The following is an 18,188-nucleotide window of genomic DNA, read 5'->3' as shown; positions in this document are numbered from 1 at the left end:
AGATTTCGTCTCCGTCTGTGCGTGCCTCAGTAGGCCGTGTGGTTGTCGCGTTCGATGGTTTCTTCATCAATCTTGCCCCACAGCACCTTGTAGACCCAGGCCGTGTAAACCAGGATGATCGGCAGGAAGATGACAACCGCAACGAGCATGTTGAAGAGCGTGCGATGTGTTGAAGAGGCGTCCCAAACAGTCAAGCTCGCCTCCGGCTGCACCGAGGACGGCAAAATGAAGGGGAACATCGAAACTCCGACGGTGGCAATGATCCCGAATACAGCCATCTTCGAGAACGCGAAAATCGGCATCTCGAAGCGCGTCTGCAGCAAAACAAGTGTGCCGAGCATCCCCAAGAACCCCATGATCGGGGCAAGCCACAGTACCGGATAAGCCGCATAGTTCTGCATCCAGGCTCCGTCCTCAACAACCGCTTGTTTGGCGAGCGGGTTGGCTTGCATGTTTGGGTCGACCTCCGATGTGATCCGGAAGCCCTCTACATAACCGGTTGCAACCAGATATCCGCCAACGCCGAACAGGAGGATCCCGCAGAGAGCTGCAAAGGTGCCGGCCTTTCTGGCCCGTGCAGCAATCTCCCCGGTCGCCCGCATCACCAGCCAGACCGCCCCATGCATCACAAGCATGGTGACCGACAAAAGTCCGCACAGAAGCGTAAATGGCGAGAACAATCCGAAGAACGAGCCGTCATAGGTCATGCGAAGTTCATTATCGAGCCGGAATGGCACCCCAAGAAGGACGTTGCCGACCGCAACACCAAACACCAGCGCGGGCACAAAAGACCCGGTGAAGAGTGCCCAGTCCCATGCGCTGCGCCAATTAGGGTCAGGCCGTTTGGAGCGATACTTAAAGGCCACTGGCCTCAGGATCATGGCCGCCAGGACCACGAACATGGCCAGGTAAAAACCGGAGAAGCTGATCGCATAGAGCGGCGGCCAGGCAGCAAAGATCGCACCGCCCCCCAAGATGAACCAGACCTGATTACCCTCCCAGGTGGCACCGATCGTGTTGATCACGACGCGCCGCTCAATATCGGTTTCGGCGATGAACGGCAGCAGCGTTCCAACGCCCATGTCGAAACCGTCGGTCACGGCAAATCCGATCAGCAGGATGCCGAGCAGCAACCACCAGATCACTTTCAGGGTCGAGTAATCGATGAGTTCGTAAAGGACCATGATCGCTTACTCCGCCGGAACTGCTGAAGCTGATGAGGGCGCCGAGATGGACGGTGGTGGTGTGGGAGCAATCCGTTCGCCATCCTCCGGTCCAATCTTGATGTATTTGATCATCAGCGCGATCTCGATGACCAAAAGCGTGCTGTAAAGGGCCACAAAACCGGCGAGCGTCAGCAGAACTTCGGGAACGGAGAGACTGGAAACGGCAGCGGACGTTGGCAGCATACTCTCGATGATCCAGGGTTGACGGCCATACTCGGCAACAAACCAGCCCATTTCGCATGCAATCCAGGGCAGCGGTATAGACCAGACCGCGACATGAAGGATCCAGCGCCGTTTTTCCATGAGCGTTTCCAGCCGGCCAGCAGAGGAATAGTAGAAAAACACGGCTGTCAGCAGGATGAAGAAGAAACCGCACGCCACCATGATCCGGAAGGCATAGAACATCGGCCAAACATTCGGCACCGTCGACCAGGCTGCCGCATCAACCTGCTCGGTCGTAGCTGCCATCGGGTTGTCGGTGTAGGGCAACAGGAGATAGGCATAGCCGAGAGACTGTGCGTTTTGGCGGAATGTTTCCCGCAACTCTTCGCTGGCCTCAGCCGGGTTTTCCCGAATTTTCTGCAACGCATCCCAAGCGACCGCGCCTTGCCGGATGCGATCTTTCGATCGCTCCACGAGCTCGTTGATGCCCGGGATCTCGGTATCCAGAGACCGTGTTGCGATGAGACCCATCACATACGGAACTTCAATCGCGAAGATGTTCTCCCGTGTTTCCATGTCGGGCCAGGCGACAACGTTGAACGCAGCCGGGGCCGGTTCCGTGTGCCACATGGCCTCGATGGTTGCGAGCTTCATCTTCTGGTTCAAATTGGCTTCGTAGCCGCTCTCATCGCCCAGAACGACGACGGACAGTGCCGATGCAAAGCCGAATGCCGAGGCGATTGCCATGGACCGTTTCGCGATCTGCAGATGCCGACCCTGCAGCATGTACCACGCGGAAATCCCGATCATGAACATCGCCGCGGTGACGTAACCGGCCGATACGGTGTGAACGAACTTGGCCTGGGCAACCGGGTTGAACAGGACTTCATAGAAGCTTGTGACTTCCATTCGCATCGTGTCGGGATTGAACTCGGCACCAACTGGATGCTGCATCCAGCCGTTCGCGATCAGGATCCAGAGCGCTGAAAAATTGGTGCCGAAAGCAACGGCCCAGGTCGCAGCGAGGTGCTGGCGCTTCGACAGTCTGTCCCAGCCGAAGAAGAACAAGCCGACAAAGGTCGCTTCGAGAAAGAATGCCATCAAGCCTTCGATGGCCAAGGGCGCTCCAAACACATCCCCGACATACTGGCTGAAATAGGCCCAGTTCATGCCGAATTGGAACTCCATTGTCAGCCCCGTGGCGACCCCGAGCACGAAATTGATACCGAACAGGGTTCCCCAGAACTTCACCATCCGTTTCCAGATTTCACGGCCGGTCATGACATAGACCGTTTCCATGGTGGCAAGCAGGATCGAGAGCCCGATGGTCAGTGGCACGAACAAGAAGTGGTACATTGCAGTCATGGCAAACTGCAGCCGCGACAGATCGACGACGTTGAGTTCCATCGTGTTCCCCTTTTAAGCCCGTGCGGCCTTAGCCTTTGACGAGATCGTGACCCAGGTGCATCTTAAGGTCAATGCACCCAAACTATATTGCAGATCACCTAACTACATCAAAATGAATACGAAATTACAAATTCGAGATAATCTGAAGTCACTTTATTCCGCTGCAAGATCGGCTTTTCTCTGATTGAGAAACAAAACGCTGCCGGCCGATTCCAATTCGATCCGCTTGTGCGCGATCATGAGAACAGCAGCGCGCCCCCGGAAAGAGAAGAACCGCTCCAGGACGTCTGTTGTCGTCGCCGTGTCCAATCCTTCCGTCATTTCATCCAGGATAAACAGGTCCGGATTTGTCAAAAACGCACGTGCGAGAGCAATACGCCGCTGTTCACCACCAGACAGACCAAGCCCCCCCTCCCCGATGACCGTATCTAGTCCATCCGGGCTTTCAGAGATCCGCTGCGCGATGGCCGCTTGCGCCAGCGCGATCCAGAGTTCGGTATCGCTTGCAGACGGGTTCGCAATCCTCAGGTTCGCGCCGACCGTGTCATTGAAAAGATGCGGACGCTGGCTCAGAACCGTGACGCGTGAACGAAGCTCTGCTTCGGGCACATCAGCCAAATCCTGACCGTTCAAAAGAATCCGACCCTTGCCAGGAACCAGCATTCTGGAGGCAAGTGCGGCAGCGGTGCTCTTACCGCATCCACTGCGCCCCGCAATTGCTAGCGTTTGTTTCTCTGAAAGTTCAAAGGACAGATTTTCCAGAACAGTGCGCTCTGCACCGGGATAGCCGAATGACACCGACTCGAACTTTAGAATTGAACCAGTAACAGGCTCTTCCTGGTTGTTGTCGTTTCTTTGGTCGACAACAGCTCTTTCGTCCGATTGAGACGGCGCGAGCAAAGTGTTTGTCCGGTCTGCCGCCAAAGCGATACGGGGCAGTTTTGCAAGCCCCGGCAGGATAGACCCGATGATCTCAGGAACGGCTATGGCTGCAAGGACAAGAGCAATGCCCAGGCCTGGAGAGATATCGTTTGCCATAATCGAGAGCGAAACGGCGACCAGCATCAGGGCCACAAACACCTGTCCGAGCGCGGCCGAAAACCCGGTCAAGCGGACCGCCCGGCGATCTTCCAGATCTTCCGCTGCTCCCTGGCTGTCATCCGCCTGCCGAATGGTTTCAACAACCGGCTCCAGCCCGCCAAACACCGCAAGATCCCGGCGGCCGGCGACCATGTCCGTTGCTCTCAAACGCATGGCTTCGTTGGCAGCGTCCGCCCGGCGGGCAAGTTTCTTGTCGGCACTGCGCACCGCATAGACTGCGAGCCCGAACCAGCCGCTGAGGCAAACCGCGCCAGCGGCAAATACGATTGCCGGCATAGACAACCAGATCGCAAGTGCCGCGAGCGAGACCGTCGAAATTACCGCAAAAGGAACAACCAAACGGAGATAAACCCCGTCCAGTGCGGAAATGTCGATGGTCAGGCGGTTCAACAGCAAGCCGGATCGCTTTCCGGACAGCGACTTCGACGCCATTGCGGCAAAGAGCTTTGTGCGCAGATCCGCGAGGTACCGGAATGTTGCGTCATGGGTCAGCATCCGCTCGCCATACCGGCCCGCTGTTCGCAAGATCGCCAAAGCCCGGATCATGGCGCTCGGGGCAAAGATGTTCAAAAACACACCTGTCGCCCCGGCAATACCGGCAGCCGTGATGAACCAGCCTGCCACACCCAACAGCAACAGGCCGGAAATTGCCGGAACCAGTGCAGCCGCAATCCCGAGACAAAAGGATAGGCGATTGTGCCGAAAGTGGCGGGAGACAAAGCTCAGAACAGCGCTCATCCGGCTGTCTCCAAAATATTCGCTCCAGCCAAGCGGGCAAGATCAATCTTTTGTCCAGGGAGAGCCAGAATGGCCGGATTGTGGGTTGCGATGACCGCCGTCCGGCCGGCGCACAGCTTTTGCAGCCCGGAGATCACATCGGCAGCGGTTTCATCATCAAGCCCCGCCGTTGGTTCATCTGCCAAAAGGAGTTTTGCCGATTTGCGCACGGCTGCCCTTGCGAGCGCAATCCGCCGGATCTCGCCAACCGACAAGCCAAAACCGTCTTCGCCCAGCTGTGTCCCAAGTCCGCGCGGCAACCCGCGGACCAGTCCTTCCGCACCGGCGAGCCTAAGAGCATTCCAGAGGTCGTCATCACTGACACTTTCGCCAGGTCCGGCACCCCGCATCAAGTTGGCCTTGATGGAGCCATGAAACAGACGCGGAGACTGACCGAGCCACATGGCGTTCTGACGCAATTGCTTGGCCATTGCTGATGTCAGCACCTGTCCATCAATCGTCACGGCACCGTCTGCTGGTGTGTGGAAACCCAGGATACAGTCGATCAGCGTTGTCTTGCCGCTGCCGCTCGGACCAAACAACAGAAGCGTCTGGCCAGACGGAATATCCAGTGTGAGAGCCTCATAGACCGACCGCTCGCCGAACCGGATCGAAACGTCCTCAAACCGGATAGTTGGTACGTTACCTCCGAAAAGGAACGTGACCACTTCGCTTTTCTCAGCATCGCTTGGCTCGGGTGCCGGAAAGCTGTCTTCAAGACTGGCAAGGCTTTCCAGAGCTGCCAAACCTGCTGCCCGGTCATGGTAGGCGGCCGCAAATCCGCGCAGGGGCGCAAAAAACTCCGGTGCCAGCAACAGGACAAACAGCCCTCCGCCGTAGGTCAAAGGCGATCCCCAAGTTCCGATGGAGATGTCTCCTAGGAGTGAAAAGCCGATATAGACAGCCGCAAAAGCAATCCCGAGCGCCGAGAACAGCTCCAACACGGTTGAAGATAAAAACGCAATCTTCAGGACATTCATTGTGCCGGACCGGAACCGCTCTCCGGCGTCATTGACACTTTGCAACGTACGATCGAGCGCACCAAAGAGAGTGAGCGTTTCCAGCCCTCGGATCCGGTCCAGCAACGTTCCGCTTAACCGGGTTAGCTCATTTTGCTGATGGGCACTGGCTTTCTTGGCCCGCATGCCGATCAGGGCCATGAAAACCGGGATCAACGGGCCACAGATCAGCAGAATGAGAGAGGCAATCCAGCTGACGGGCAGCACTGCCACAACAATGACCAATGGGACAACTTTTACCCGCATCATTTGCGGCACATAATTTTGGTAGTAAGGACCAAGAAGATCCACTTGCTCGGTCAAATGGGCCGCAAAGGCACCCGAAGATGGAAAAGTTGCCGCGGGCGAAACTTCAACGGCGGCTTTCAATAACCTGGATCGCGCTGCACTTTGCACACTGCGTGCCGCTCGGCGCGCCGCATTCATGCCCCTCGTCTGCAAAACCATGCGAACAAGCGCCAGCCCTATAACGCCGAAACCGGCAGCAAGAACCGGAACAGAGCTCTCAAGGGAGACGTTCACGCTTGCAGGGTTCAAAAAGGGCTGAAGCAACAGAGCAGCGGCAAACGTGATCAGTCCGGCCTGGGCAATCCAAATGAGATCGGCGCATGCCAACAGCAATCCGGCACGCCGAAGAGCCTTCGCGCAGGCGTCATCCGGCACGCCGATCGGCCCATCAGCCGCATCGGCAGTCGTCACGCTCGCGCCCGGTATTCTTGCCCGTTTGGTATTCCCTTTAGTCATGGACTGCTTATCGCCGCGCTCCCCCCGCGATGTCACTGAGGCTTTTTGCCCCTTTGTCTTGTTTCAACGACTCTTACACGCGGTTTTTCGAAATTTCCATCTAGCCCAAGGTTTGAGCGCGGATTTTGCCCCAATCACCAGCCGTTTCTCCTGACAGGAAGCTGGCAGGAGGCCTGTGCAACAAAGTCTGCGGACATTGTTTCCTCAACAGCAAAACCGAAAAGGATGATCCGTCATGACAACTCCGTGCCTCGAACTGGTGGTTTTCAAAGTCAAGGACCGCGCCAAAGCGCGCATTGCCCGGCGGGCAGCGCAGGACATTGTTCGCAACTATGAAGGCTTTTTGTCCTGGTCCGCCTATGAGGCCTGCGACGACGAGGGCCTCTTCGCTGATGTTGTCATGTGGCGCGACCTCGCGACGGCCAAAGCCGCCGGACAAAAGGTCATGTCTGATCCGGGCTTCAAAGCCATCATGGCAGAAATCGATGGTCTTGTTTCAATGGCACATTATACCGCGGACCGGGTGGTCGAGGCCGACATGACGGCCGCCGCTTGAAGCCACAAAAGAGAACGGGCGAACCAGATGGTCCGCCCGCATCTCAATCTGTCCGCACATACAGACTTATTTCATGGTCGGAATGGAGAATTCCGCACCCTGCCGGATGCCAGACGGCCAACGGGAGGTGACTGTTTTTGTCCGCGTGTAGAACTTGAACGCATCCGGACCGTGCTGGTTCAGATCGCCGAAGCCGGATTTCTTCCAGCCGCCGAACGTGTGGTAGGCGAGCGGCACAGGGATCGGCACGTTGATGCCGACCATGCCTATGTTGATCCGGTTGGCGAAGTCGCGGGCCGTGTCACCGTCGCGGGTGAAGATCGCGGTGCCGTTGCCGTACTCGTGATCCATGGCAAGGCCAATGGCTTCCTCGTAGGTCTTGGCACGCACAGTCGACAGCACCGGACCGAAGATCTCGGTCTTGTAGATGTCCATGTCCTTGGTGACATGGTCGAACAGGTGCGGCCCGACGAAGAAACCGTTCTCATAGCCCTGCATGGAGAAGTCACGGTTGTCGACAACAAGCTTCGCGCCCTGGTCGACGCCGGAGTTGATGAGCCGCAGGATGTTTTCTTGTGCGGCCTTGGTCACGACCGGACCAAAATCGATGTCGTCACCGGCTGTCCATGGGCCGACTTTCAATGCTTCAACGCGCGGAACCAGTTTTTCGATCAGGCGGTCTGCGGTTTCATCGCCAACCGGCACAGCCACGGAGATCGCCATGCAGCGCTCACCTGCGGCGCCATACCCAGCACCGACAAGAGCGTCCGCTGCCTGATCCATGTCCGCATCCGGCATGATGATCATGTGGTTTTTGGCACCGCCGAAGCACTGCGCCCGTTTTCCGTTTTCAGCAGCCCGGTGATAAATGTAATGGGCAATCGGCGTGGAGCCGACAAAGCCGACAGCTTGAATGGTCGGGTTGTCGAGGATCGCATCGACTGATTCCTTGTCACCGTTGACGACGTTCAACACGCCATCCGGCAAACCGGCTTCTTTCAAGAGCTCAGCCAGCATCATCGGAACGGACGGATCGCGCTCGGACGGCTTCATGATCATCGCGTTACCGGCAACGAGTGCCGGGCCCATCTTCCAGAGCGGGATCATGGCCGGGAAGTTGAACGGAGTAATCCCGGCAACAACACCCAGCGGCTGGCGCATGGAGTACATGTCGATGCCCGGGCCGGCACTGTCCGTGAATTCGCCCTTGAGAAGATGCGGTGCGCCGATACAGAACTCGATCACTTCCAGACCGCGCTGCACGTCGCCTTTTGCGTCTACAAAGGTCTTGCCATGTTCGGAGGACAACTTTTCAGCCAGCTTGTCCATGTCGCGGTTCAGAAGATCGACAAACTTCATCATCACGCGGGCGCGCTTTTGCGGGTTCTGCGCAGCCCAGGCCGGCTGGGCAGCGGCAGCGTTTGCAACGGCAGCTTCCATTTCGGCGGTGGTTGCAAGCGCGACCTGCGCCTGAACTTCACCGGTTGCCGGGTTGTAGACGTCGGCATAGCGGCCCGAGGTGCCCTCAACCTGTTTGCCGCCGATAAAATGACCGATCTTTTCCATGTTCGTTTCTCCCAAAACGTCAGAAGCAGCGGCAGCTGATAACTGCCACCCAAATTTTGCTGCAGCTGTTTTCGCTTTTATTTTTGCATTCTACAAGAACCGATAATCCGCATCCGTTGTGCATTTTTTATAGTTAGAACGCATAAGCTCCACTATAACTTGATAATAAACAGGCATCACAAACCCGGCACAAAAGCCACCCCACGCGACCCGGGCCAAGCAGAGCGCGGAGCTGGGACTACTCGGGCCGAAAACTAAACCAGCCATCCGCAATCGATTGGACCCCGGATCTTCGCTGCGCAGGGTCCGAGACGATAACAAAGACATAACTCTATGAACTGGGACGACATTCGCATCTTTTTGGGCGTGGCCCGCACGGGGCAGATTCTGGCGGCGGCCAAACGGCTCGGGCTGAACCATGCTACCGTTGCCCGGCGGTTGACCGCCCTTGAAGACAGTCTTGGCACCCGGCTCTTTGATCGCTCGACCTCAGGCTGCGTCTTAACCGATGCCGGCAGCCGGTTTTTCGACCGCGCCGAGACAATGGAAGCTGCAGCTCTTCAAGCCGAAGCCGATCTTGGCGATGACACGCCGGAGATATCCGGCACCGTGCGCATTGGTGCACCAGACGGGTTCGGGGTGGCGTACCTTGCCCCGCGCCTCGGCCTGCTCACGCGCCAGCATCCGGGCCTCACGGTTCAGCTTGTTCCGGTCTCCCGCTCCTTCTCCCTGTCCAGAAGGGAGGCGGACATCGCCGTCACCATCGAGAGGCCGGAAACGGGCCGCCTGATCGCCGGAAAACTGGTCGATTACGCCCTCGGGCTCTACGCCTCCAGGTCCTATCTGTCGGAACGGGATTTCCCGGAAAGTCCCGGAGATTTGAGCGCACACAATCTGATCGGGTATGTGGAGGACCTGCTCTATTCCGCTTCGCTCAATTATGGCACGGAGTTCTTTAAGGGCTGGACCGCGCGCTTCGAAATCGCGTCGGCACTCGGCCAGACTGAAGCCGTCAAGGCGGGAGCTGGCATTGGCATCCTGCACGACTTTATCGCCCGCGCAGATCCATCGCTTGTGCCTGTTCTACCGGATATGAAATTGAAACGCGCCTATTGGATGGTCACCCACGAAAGTTCCCGCCCCCTGCGCCACGTCGCGGCGGTGCAGGACTTCCTGCGCGAGCAAGTCGCGCGAGACAAGGCGATGTTTGAATAACGGGGACCTTAGCGCCACTTTTGCGTCGCAGAGATCCATTCGCGTGTCCGCGCCTCCGGATCGCTGTTTCGGGTAATGTCAGTGATCACCGCAGCGCTGTCCGCGCCATGCTCAAAAACACCCGAAAGCCGTTCCACGGTCAATCCACCGATGGTGACCAAGGGCAGATCGCCGATGTTCGCTTTCCAGCGGGTGATCTTTTCCAGCCCCTGCGGCGCCCACTTCAGTTCCTTGGTGACCGTCGGATAAACCGGGCCGAGCGCCACATACTCCGGCTGCACCGCCAATGCCGTCGAGAGCTCCACGCCATCATGGGTGGAAACGCCCAATTTCAAGCCAGCCTTGCGAATCGCGTCCACGTCAGCGTCCGCCATATCTTCCTGCCCCAGGTGGACAAAATCACAGCCTTCGGAAATGGCGAGCCGCCAATAGTCATTCACGACCAATTGGCAGCCGTGATCGGCACAGACGGTTTTTGCTTCCCGGATCTGGCGGGCAATGTCCGTGTCCGGCCGGTCCTTGATGCGCAGCTGCACAAGTTTCACGCCCAGCGGAACCAGCCGGGCAATCCAATCAGAGCTGTCAACGATGAGATAAAAAGGATCGAGTTTCATACTGGCTCACGGAGATAGCGGCCTAAGGCCGATTACCGGTCCGTTATACTGCGTGCAAATCACTGCTCAAGACCGAAACGGACTGTTCAATGGACACTTTCGGCGCACATCCCCTATCTATGGTGAGAAGAAACTTATTTGTGACATTGGGAGAGGCCCATGAGCTGGTTGAATTGCCCGGATCCAACTCCGGGAGACGCTGCAAGCTGCGATCCGATCGAGACGATTATCGTACCGCGCACATCAGATCTCGGCGGCTTCTCGGTCCGCCGGGCGCTGCCATCCGCAAAGCGCCGGATGATCGGCCCGTTCATTTTCTTCGACCAGATGGGCCCGGCAGAGCTCCTGGTGGGCGGTGGCATTGACGTCCGCCCGCACCCGCATATCGGCCTTGCGACCGTGACCTATCTGTTTGAAGGTGAAATGTACCACCGGGACAGTCTCGGCACGGAAATCGCTATTGCCCCCGGCGCACTCAACTGGATGAGCGCCGGAAAAGGCATTGTCCATTCAGAGCGCGAACGGCCCGAACGGCTCAATGAAAAACGCCCGCTGTTTGGTCTGCAAAGCTGGGTGGCCTTGCCGAAGCATCTGGAAGAGACCAACCCGACATTCCAGCACCACGGAACCGATGAGCAGCCGGAATTTGCGGATCAGGGCGCGTCAGTAAAACTGATCGCCGGATCGCTCTACGGCCATACGGCGCCAGTGAAAACGGCTTCAGACATGTTCTATGCCGACATCCATCTGGAGCCGGGCGCGAAGGTGCCGCTTGATGCCGGGTGGGAAGAACGCGGCATCTACACAATTTCCGGCCAGATCACGATTGCCGGACAGACTTTCGATCCGGCGCAGCTGATGGTCGTCAAACCGGGCGATCATCTCGTTATCGAAAACACCTCTCCGGCACCCGCCCGGTTTGTCGTGATGGGCGGCGAGCCTATGGATGGTGAACGCTACATCTGGTGGAATTTTGTTTCCTCGTCCAAGGAACGGATCGAGCAGGCCAAAGAGGACTGGCGTCAGAGCCGGTTCGACATCGTGCCGGGTGACGAAGAGGAGTTCATTCCCCTGCCGGACCGGCCTGGGCCGTAACATAAACGAAAGAGGCGTAACACAACTGTTTTCCATTGCTGCCCCGGACTTGATCCGGGGCCAACTGTTTATGGGCACCGGTCCCGGCTCAAGGCCGGGACAGCTTATAGGTCAAAGCACCATTGGTGAGCGAAAACTGCACCACGATCATTCGGTCAAGCCGCGTACAGACCCGGTTTTCTTTTGCGAAACCGGTGCGGAAATCGTAAGTGACCGCCACGTCCCTTGAAGCCCACGCTCTGGCCTTTATACAGAACGGATTGGTTTCAAGGAGTTGTCATGACCGCCCAAACTCAGCCTGTCTTTCCCAAAGACACCGAGGCGCTCCGCGCGGAGATCATCGAGACGGCACGGGCATTGCCGAAACTGGGGCTGACAAAAGGCACGTCCGGGAACGTGAGTGCACGCACAGAAAACGGTTTTTTGATCACTCCGTCCGGGACACCTTATGAAGATTTGACTGAAGAAAAGATCGTCGCCGTTGATATGCAGGGATGTTATCGCGGTGACATTCTGCCCTCTTCGGAATGGCGCATGCATCTGGACTTCTATTTGGCTAAGTCAGGCTGCGGAGCGGTCGTCCATTGCCACAGCCCGCGTGCGACAGCCTTGGCGTGTCATCGGAAGGGCATTCCGGCCTTCCACTACATGGTGGCCCTTGCCGGGGGCGACCGGATCGAGTGTTCCCGATACGAGAGCTTCGGGACCCGCGCACTCTCAGAAGCCATGATCGACGCCCTTGGGGATCGAAACGCATGTCTTCTCGCCAATCACGGACAGATTGCCGGCGGGGCAACACTCAAGAAGGCCTTGTCGGTTGCTGAAGGTGTTGAAGACCTTGCGGATCAATATTTGTCCGCACTGACACTTGGGCAACCGGTGATCCTGGATGCGGCGGAGATGGCCGACATTCTAACGAAATTCAAAACTTACGGCAAACAGGCGGGCGACCTCAAAGACGGTCAATCCGCTGCATTTGAATTGCCGAAACGGGTGGGTTGAACATGCGTCTTGGAATTGATTGGGGTGGAACAAAGATCGAGATCATCGCGCTGGATGATGCGGGCGCAGAACTGTTCCGCCAGCGCAGCGCAACGCCGAAAGATGATTATGAAGGCTGCATCCGCGTGGTGAAGGATCTGGTCGACGCGGCTGAAAGTGAAACCGGCCAGACCGGCTCGCTGGGGTTAGGCATTCCCGGATCGCTTTCCCCCAAGACCGGTGTTGTGAAGAACGCCAACTCCACCTGGATGAACGGCAAGCCGCTCGACAAGGATCTGGAGGCCGCCCTCAACCGTCCTGTGCGCATCCAGAACGATGCCAATTGCCTGGCCGTTTCCGAGGCGACGGATGGCGCCGGCGCAGGCGCTCATATCGTGCACGCCATTATCATTGGCACGGGATCCGGATCCGGCATCGCAATCGACGCCAAGGCCCATCTTGGCGCCAACGGCATTGGCGGGGAATGGGGCGGCATCGCCCTGCCCTGGATGACGGCGGAAGAGTTTCCGGGCCCCGACAGCTGGATCGGCCACAAGGGCGTCATCGATCTGTGGTGCTCCGGCACCGGGTTCCAGTGGGACTACAAAGAACGCACCGGGCAGGCACTGAAAGGTCATGAAATCATCGACTTGAAACGATCCGGGGACGCGGTGGCAACCAAGGTCTACCAGGATTATGTGAGCCGCTTGGCCAGGGCATTGGCCATGTCGGCCAACCTTCTGGATCCGGATGTCTTTGTGCTCGGCGGCGGCATGTCGAACATTGCAGAGCTCTATGACGACCTGCCGGACGCCATGTTGCCTTACGTCTTTTCAGACACCTATGACACGCCAATCCGCAAGGCCAAGCACGGCGACAGTTCCGGCGTGCGCGGTGCGGCCTGGCTGTGGAACGACTAGTTAGGTCAATTCTCTAAGGCACTGATTTTAATATCAAATATTTAGGTGGAGTATGACCCAATACGATCCTCTAGACCAATTCGGAGAACTGTTTATTTCAGCTGTTAGAAACCGAGTTCAGCGGATGTATAGGCAGATAGAAAACGGCTCCATCCGCGTGGAAAAAAGCCGTCACGATACCATTCAAGCGCTAGCCTCAAGCCCTGACCAGAAAGAAAAACTCAGGCAAATCGTGGAAGCCACGATTGATGATTGCCTCCACGAGTTTCTCTTCATGCTCGAAAACAACTACGATAAACTCGAACTGGTGTTCAAAGCCTCAGACGGGTCGGTGATCAATGTTGCGGAGACAAGTGACGGTCTTTGCGGAGAGCTCTACACCGAAGATGGCTGGATCGAGAAGTTCGGTTCTCACCTGGATTAAAAGTTCCAGGGATCGCCCGTCCGCAAGGCCAAGCACGGCGATAGCTCCAGCATTCGCTGCGCTGCTTGGCTGTGGAACGAACGATTTACTGAAGCGGACTCCTTTCCCGCCGTTTGCCGTCCCGGTCAAGCAAAGCGCGAACCGGGACCAAAGCCTTCTTGACTGAAACGAACTGGTCCCGGCGCAAGGCCGGGACGGCATTTTGGTGGCGAAAAGTGTCTTTTTAACAAGGGCCGATCAACTCCGCCCCTTTCCAAGTGTGACGAACACGATGCCGAGGGCGACGGCTGCGATGGCCCCGAGTTTCGCAAGGTTGGGCACTTCGCTGAAGACGAGATATCCGAGGCCAAGTCCGGCGATGGCCGCCACGGAGCCGATCTGGCTGAGGTAGACCGGACCGGCCACCTGCTGCAGGCGGAAATAGAGCCCGTATTGTACCGAAAACGCCAGGATCTGTGCCAACAAAAGGCCAAGCGCTGCGGACGTCCACTCGGCCGGACCAACAGGTATTCCCATGACCGCGTTGAAAATTGCCAGCGCGATGAACGCCACGACCATCATGCCAAGAGCCAGTTCGATGGGTGTCGCACCGTCCGGCCATTTCAGAGACCGGTAGATGTTTCCAACGGCGAGAAACACCGGGATTGCGAGTGTGACCACGGCCCAAAGGGAGCCTTCAGGAGACACCCCGGCCCCACCGCCCGCCAAGAGGACACCGCCGGCAAGACCGGCCAGAACCCCAATGCTGCGCAAAAACTGGAACCGTTCAAGTCCGATCAACACAGCGAAGGCATAAGTCAGAACCAACGGAAACGCATAACTCAGCGAGACAAAACTCGCGCCGACTTCAGGGGCCGCGACCACCGCAATCATGTTGGGTGCTATGAACAAAATGCCCGTGATGAAAAGGTATTTCAGGAGACGCACCTTCGCTGCGCGGGTGGTCCGGTGCCTGGCACCGCTATCCACGCCAGCGACTTGTGCCCCGCTCCAGAGCAGCGCGGCACCTCCGATGATGGCCCATTGCAACAGTCCCAACGGATGCCATCCCACCATGGGGCCGGTTTTGGCAAACACAACGGAGACGGCCAGAAAGCTGCCAACGGTTAGAAGCAGAAAAAGCGGGTTGTCGTAAAACCGGGTCAAGAGGCTCGGTTGTTGCCGGGGCACTTCCCCGGCCTGTGACGGCAGGGCTTTAAAGGTATCCGACATTTGAAAATCCTTCTCAAAAACAGTCTCTCAGCCGCGGCAATACGGCCGGTAACGGTCAACATAAGGATTATTATCTTTATATCAAGATACTTTTTATCAAGCTTCTTGATATTGATTGACAATCAGCGAGTCCTGGCGCATTTTCGGAATAGAAATCAATCATCTAGAAAAGCCACTGTGCGGCGCAAAAGGGTTGGTGAAACAGGCTTGCGCGATAAAACCAGGAAGCAAGATGTCCAAATCGCCGTCTTCACGCTCAAAAAACCCGGACCACATGTTCGGGGATCCTGAAGAGCTTCTGATGGACCGGGCCGAGCGCGCCCGCCAGCAATGGCAAAAGGAAGTGCCGGAGATCGCAAACAAGCTGACACCCATGGTGGTGCTCGGCCGAATCAATGAAGCCTCACAGATGATGACCGCCGATTATCTGACGCCAGCTTATGCCAAGATCGGCCTGAAACTCGGAGAGTTCGACGTTCTGGCAACGCTTGTCCGCTCCGGACCGCCCTACAAGCTCACCCCGACCGAACTCTACCGGACCACCATGATGAGCTCAGGCGGCATGACGGCCCGGCTCGACAAACTGGAAAAGGCCGGTCTTGTCGAACGCTGCCCCCATCCGGAAGACCGAAGGGCTCTGACCGTTTGTGTGACGGACAAGGGGCTAAACCTCGTCAAAGGCATGATGCCGGACTATGTGGACGCACAGGCCGCCGCTGTCGACGGCTTGAGCAAAGACGAACAACAGCAACTCGGCACCCTCCTGCAAAAACTCATCCGCACGGCCAACGAGAAGAAGACCGGCTGACCCACCCGCCAGATAACCGCAACCTGCCAGAAGGATGCGATTGGTGCGGCAATAGGCGCGGCCCCAATCAACGCACCTTGATTTGCATTTCAGAAGGAGATGATCGACGGTCACACGAGATTTTTCGGAAAAATGGACCCCGACATGATCAAGTGGATCGCCCCCATCCTTGCCGCAACACTGTTTATTCTCCCGGCAGTCGCGCAAGAACAACTGCAAATCAAGGACATCGAAAAAGGCACCGGAGAAGAAGCCAATGTCGGCGAGACCGTCGTCGTGCATTACACCGGCTGGCTGATGGACGGGACAAAGTTCGATTCAAGCCTCGACCGGGGCACCCCGTTTTCCTTCACACTCGGCGAACGCCGGGTGATCCCAGGCTGGGAACAAGGTGTTGAAGGCATGCAGGTCGGCGGCAAGCGCGAACTGATCATCCCGCCGCATCTCGCCTATGGCGCATCCGGCGCTGGCGGGGTCATTCCGCCGAATGCCACGCTCAAATTCGAAATCGAGTTACTGGATGTCAAAGGCAAGAAATTCTCCGAGCTCAGCAATGATCAGCTCAAAGAGCGCCTGGCCGCAGGAGCGACTGTAATCGACATTCGCCGCCCGGATGAATGGAAACAGACCGGTGTTATTCCCGGCACCCATCTGGTGACCTTCTTCGATGCCTCCGGAAACCCGAACCCCAATTTCGGCAAGGAACTGCAGTCACTGATCTCCGGCCCCGGCGATGAGGTCATCTTCCTGTGCCGGACGGGCGCGCGCAGCAAAGCCTTGTCGGAGTACCTTGCCGGACAGGGCGGTTTCACCCAGGTCGCCAACGTGACCAATGGCATCACGAGCTGGATCTCAGGCGGCGGAGACGTCACAGAAGCTGTGCAGCCCGAGAATTGCTGGCTCTGCTGAAGTCTCACCGGCCAGCCTTCAGAGCCCCTCGGCCAGTTTCAGGCTCAACCGGTTATGGGTCTCGATAACCGGCACCATGTCCATGGTCGTGATCTGGCCGTCCTCAACAATGACCTTGCCGTTGATCACCGTTGTTTTTGCGGTTTGAGGCGCACAAAAAACCACGGCCGCGACCGGGTCATGAAGCGCTCCGGCAAACCCAATCGTATTCAAGTCAAGTGTGAAGAAATCGGCACACTTGCCTGTTTCCAAAGATCCAATGTCATCGCGGCCAAGCACGGAAGCGCCGCCCAGTGTAGCAAGCTCCAAGGCTTCCCGAGCTGTCATCCACTCCCCGGCTCGAAGCGGGTGCGCTGGTGGCAGCAGGGCGTATTTGCTCGGGCCTTCCGGCGGCTGAAGTCCGAGCTGCAACCGCGCGAGCAGCATCGCCTGGCGGGCTTCCATTAGCATATTGGAACTGTCGTTGCTTGCGGACCCATCAACGCCAAGACCAACTTTCACACCCGCAGCCATATATTTCTTCACCGGCGCAATGCCCGACGCGAGCCGCATGTTGGAACACGGGCAATGCGCAGCGCCGCAGCCGGTCTTGGCAAAGAGACGGATCTCGTCGTCATCCACGTGGATCGCATGGGCAAACCAAACATCCGGACCGGTCCAGTCGAGCCCTTCCATCCATTCAACCGGGCGCTTGCCAAACCGTTCCAGAGTGTAGCGTTCTTCATCCACCGTTTCGCAGAGATGCGTGTGCAGCATGACCTTCTTATCGCGGGCGAGCGCGGCACTCTCCCGCAAGAGATCCTCCGATACAGAAAACGGGGAGCAAGGTGCGACAACCACCCGCGTCATCGCCCCGTCCGCCGCATCATGGTAGCGGTCGATGACCCGGACCGTGTCGTTCAGGATGAACTCTTCATCTTCGACACACTCGTCGGGCGGTAAACCGCCTTTGCTCTCTCCGAGCGACATGGATCCACGGCTTGCGTGGAACCGGACCCCAAGCTCCCGAGCCGCTTCGATCTGGTAATCGACCTTGTTACCGCTCTGGAAGAGATAGGTGTGATCGAAGACAGTGGTGCAGCCGGACAGCGCCAGTTCGGCCAGACCGATCAGTGTGCTGGCGCGCGAAGCCTCCGGATCGGTGCGCGCCCAAATCCGGTAGTGCGCCTGCAGCCAGGGAAACAAGTTGTTGTTCTGCGCTGCCGGCAGATTGCGCGTCAGCGTCTGGTTGAGATGGTGATGGGTGTTGACGAATCCGGGAAGGACAATCTGGCCGGATGCGTCAATGACCTTGTCCGCATGCTTGGGCAGGTCATCTGATGGCCCGACTTGCTGGATGACTCCGCCCACTGCATAGACCCCGCCACCGGCGATTTCACGCCGCTCGCCATCCATCGTGACCAGCATATCGGCGTTCTTGAGGAGCAGCGTCTCGGGCATGAGCAGTCTTTC

16 protein-coding genes are annotated in these 18,188 nt (G+C 57.6%); 8 read left to right on the top strand and 8 right to left on the bottom strand.

Going from position 1 to position 18,188, the window contains the following annotated elements; all coding sequences use genetic code 11:
- Positions 1–26: 26 nt before the first annotated feature.
- The 4 genes from cydB to cydD form a co-directional block, all read right to left on the bottom strand.
- Positions 27–1,184, bottom strand: coding sequence for a cytochrome d ubiquinol oxidase subunit II (gene cydB / locus ACQY4Z_RS22425; RefSeq protein WP_428524989.1), 1,158 nt, complete (start codon positions 1,182–1,184; stop codon positions 27–29).
- A gap of 6 nt (positions 1,185–1,190) precedes the next feature.
- Entirely contained in the window at positions 1,191–2,795 is a 1,605-nt protein-coding gene (locus tag ACQY4Z_RS22420; protein WP_306148476.1) for a cytochrome ubiquinol oxidase subunit I, read from the bottom strand.
- Between the two features lie 153 nt (positions 2,796–2,948).
- Positions 2,949–4,634, bottom strand: coding sequence for a thiol reductant ABC exporter subunit CydC (cydC, locus tag ACQY4Z_RS22415; RefSeq protein ID WP_428524986.1), 1,686 nt, complete (start codon positions 4,632–4,634; stop codon positions 2,949–2,951).
- The gene (gene cydD / locus ACQY4Z_RS22410) at positions 4,631–6,436 is read right to left on the bottom strand and encodes a thiol reductant ABC exporter subunit CydD (RefSeq protein ID WP_428524984.1); all 1,806 of its coding nucleotides are present in this window, start codon (positions 6,434–6,436) and stop codon (positions 4,631–4,633) included. Before cydD ends, cydC begins: the two co-directional genes overlap by 4 nt.
- A gap of 235 nt (positions 6,437–6,671) precedes the next feature.
- On the opposite strand from cydD, the gene ACQY4Z_RS22405 reads away from it, so the two are divergent.
- On the top strand, positions 6,672–6,992 hold the full coding sequence (locus tag ACQY4Z_RS22405) for a hypothetical protein (protein ID WP_428524982.1): 321 nt from the start codon (positions 6,672–6,674) through the stop codon (positions 6,990–6,992).
- Between the two features lie 66 nt (positions 6,993–7,058).
- On the opposite strand, the gene ACQY4Z_RS22400 is transcribed toward ACQY4Z_RS22405, so the two are convergent.
- The gene (locus ACQY4Z_RS22400) at positions 7,059–8,558 is read right to left on the bottom strand and encodes a CoA-acylating methylmalonate-semialdehyde dehydrogenase (RefSeq protein ID WP_422023172.1); all 1,500 of its coding nucleotides are present in this window, start codon (positions 8,556–8,558) and stop codon (positions 7,059–7,061) included.
- 333 nt (positions 8,559–8,891) lie between these two features.
- Between ACQY4Z_RS22400 and ACQY4Z_RS22395 the strand changes: the two genes are divergently transcribed.
- Positions 8,892–9,773, top strand: a complete 882-nt coding sequence (locus ACQY4Z_RS22395) for a LysR family transcriptional regulator (protein WP_428524980.1) — start codon at positions 8,892–8,894, stop codon at positions 9,771–9,773.
- A gap of 8 nt (positions 9,774–9,781) precedes the next feature.
- Here the strand turns inward: ACQY4Z_RS22395 and ACQY4Z_RS22390 are convergent, their stop codons facing one another.
- Positions 9,782–10,387: a thiamine phosphate synthase gene (locus ACQY4Z_RS22390; protein WP_428524978.1), complete on the bottom strand. Its 606-nt coding sequence runs from the start codon at positions 10,385–10,387 to the stop codon at positions 9,782–9,784.
- A 159-nt stretch (positions 10,388–10,546) separates the two neighbouring features.
- Here ACQY4Z_RS22390 and ACQY4Z_RS22385 point away from each other — a divergent pair, with 159 nt between their 5' ends.
- The 4 genes from ACQY4Z_RS22385 to ACQY4Z_RS22370 all read left to right on the top strand — a co-directional run bounded on the left by ACQY4Z_RS22385 (position 10,547) and on the right by ACQY4Z_RS22370 (position 13,807).
- Positions 10,547–11,482, top strand: a complete 936-nt coding sequence (locus ACQY4Z_RS22385) for a pirin family protein (protein WP_428524976.1) — start codon at positions 10,547–10,549, stop codon at positions 11,480–11,482.
- A gap of 279 nt (positions 11,483–11,761) precedes the next feature.
- Complete coding sequence (locus tag ACQY4Z_RS22380) at positions 11,762–12,484, top strand: class II aldolase/adducin family protein (RefSeq protein ID WP_428524974.1); 723 nt, start codon at positions 11,762–11,764, stop codon at positions 12,482–12,484.
- A gap of 2 nt (positions 12,485–12,486) precedes the next feature.
- The gene (locus tag ACQY4Z_RS22375; RefSeq protein WP_428524972.1) at positions 12,487–13,383 is read left to right on the top strand and encodes an ROK family protein; all 897 of its coding nucleotides are present in this window, start codon (positions 12,487–12,489) and stop codon (positions 13,381–13,383) included.
- Positions 13,384–13,507: 124 nt separating this feature from the next.
- On the top strand, positions 13,508–13,807 hold the full coding sequence (locus ACQY4Z_RS22370; protein WP_428524970.1) for a hypothetical protein: 300 nt from the start codon (positions 13,508–13,510) through the stop codon (positions 13,805–13,807).
- Between the two features lie 237 nt (positions 13,808–14,044).
- Here ACQY4Z_RS22370 and ACQY4Z_RS22365 read toward each other — a convergent pair whose 3' ends face one another.
- Positions 14,045–15,019 (bottom strand): DMT family transporter, encoded by a 975-nt coding sequence (locus tag ACQY4Z_RS22365; protein WP_428524968.1) that lies wholly within the window; start codon positions 15,017–15,019, stop codon positions 14,045–14,047.
- 232 nt (positions 15,020–15,251) lie between these two features.
- Here ACQY4Z_RS22365 and ACQY4Z_RS22360 point away from each other — a divergent pair, with 232 nt between their 5' ends.
- Together ACQY4Z_RS22360 and ACQY4Z_RS22355 are read left to right on the top strand one after the other, a co-directional pair.
- On the top strand, positions 15,252–15,827 hold the full coding sequence (locus ACQY4Z_RS22360; protein ID WP_428524966.1) for a MarR family winged helix-turn-helix transcriptional regulator: 576 nt from the start codon (positions 15,252–15,254) through the stop codon (positions 15,825–15,827).
- 144 nt (positions 15,828–15,971) lie between these two features.
- Positions 15,972–16,736, top strand: coding sequence for an FKBP-type peptidyl-prolyl cis-trans isomerase (locus ACQY4Z_RS22355; RefSeq protein WP_428524964.1), 765 nt, complete (start codon positions 15,972–15,974; stop codon positions 16,734–16,736).
- A gap of 18 nt (positions 16,737–16,754) precedes the next feature.
- Here the strand turns inward: ACQY4Z_RS22355 and ACQY4Z_RS22350 are convergent, their stop codons facing one another.
- Positions 16,755–18,176 carry an 8-oxoguanine deaminase gene (locus ACQY4Z_RS22350; RefSeq protein WP_428524962.1) on the bottom strand — a complete coding sequence of 474 codons (1,422 nt, stop codon included), beginning with the start codon at positions 18,174–18,176 and terminating at the stop codon, positions 16,755–16,757.
- Positions 18,177–18,188: the final 12 nt, after the last annotated feature.

The organism is Roseibium sp., assembly GCF_965276855.1.
Taxonomy (GTDB): domain Bacteria; phylum Pseudomonadota; class Alphaproteobacteria; order Rhizobiales; family Stappiaceae; genus Roseibium.
Note: the sequence above shows the minus strand (reverse complement) of the source record. Positions and strands in the feature narration are given on the sequence as shown.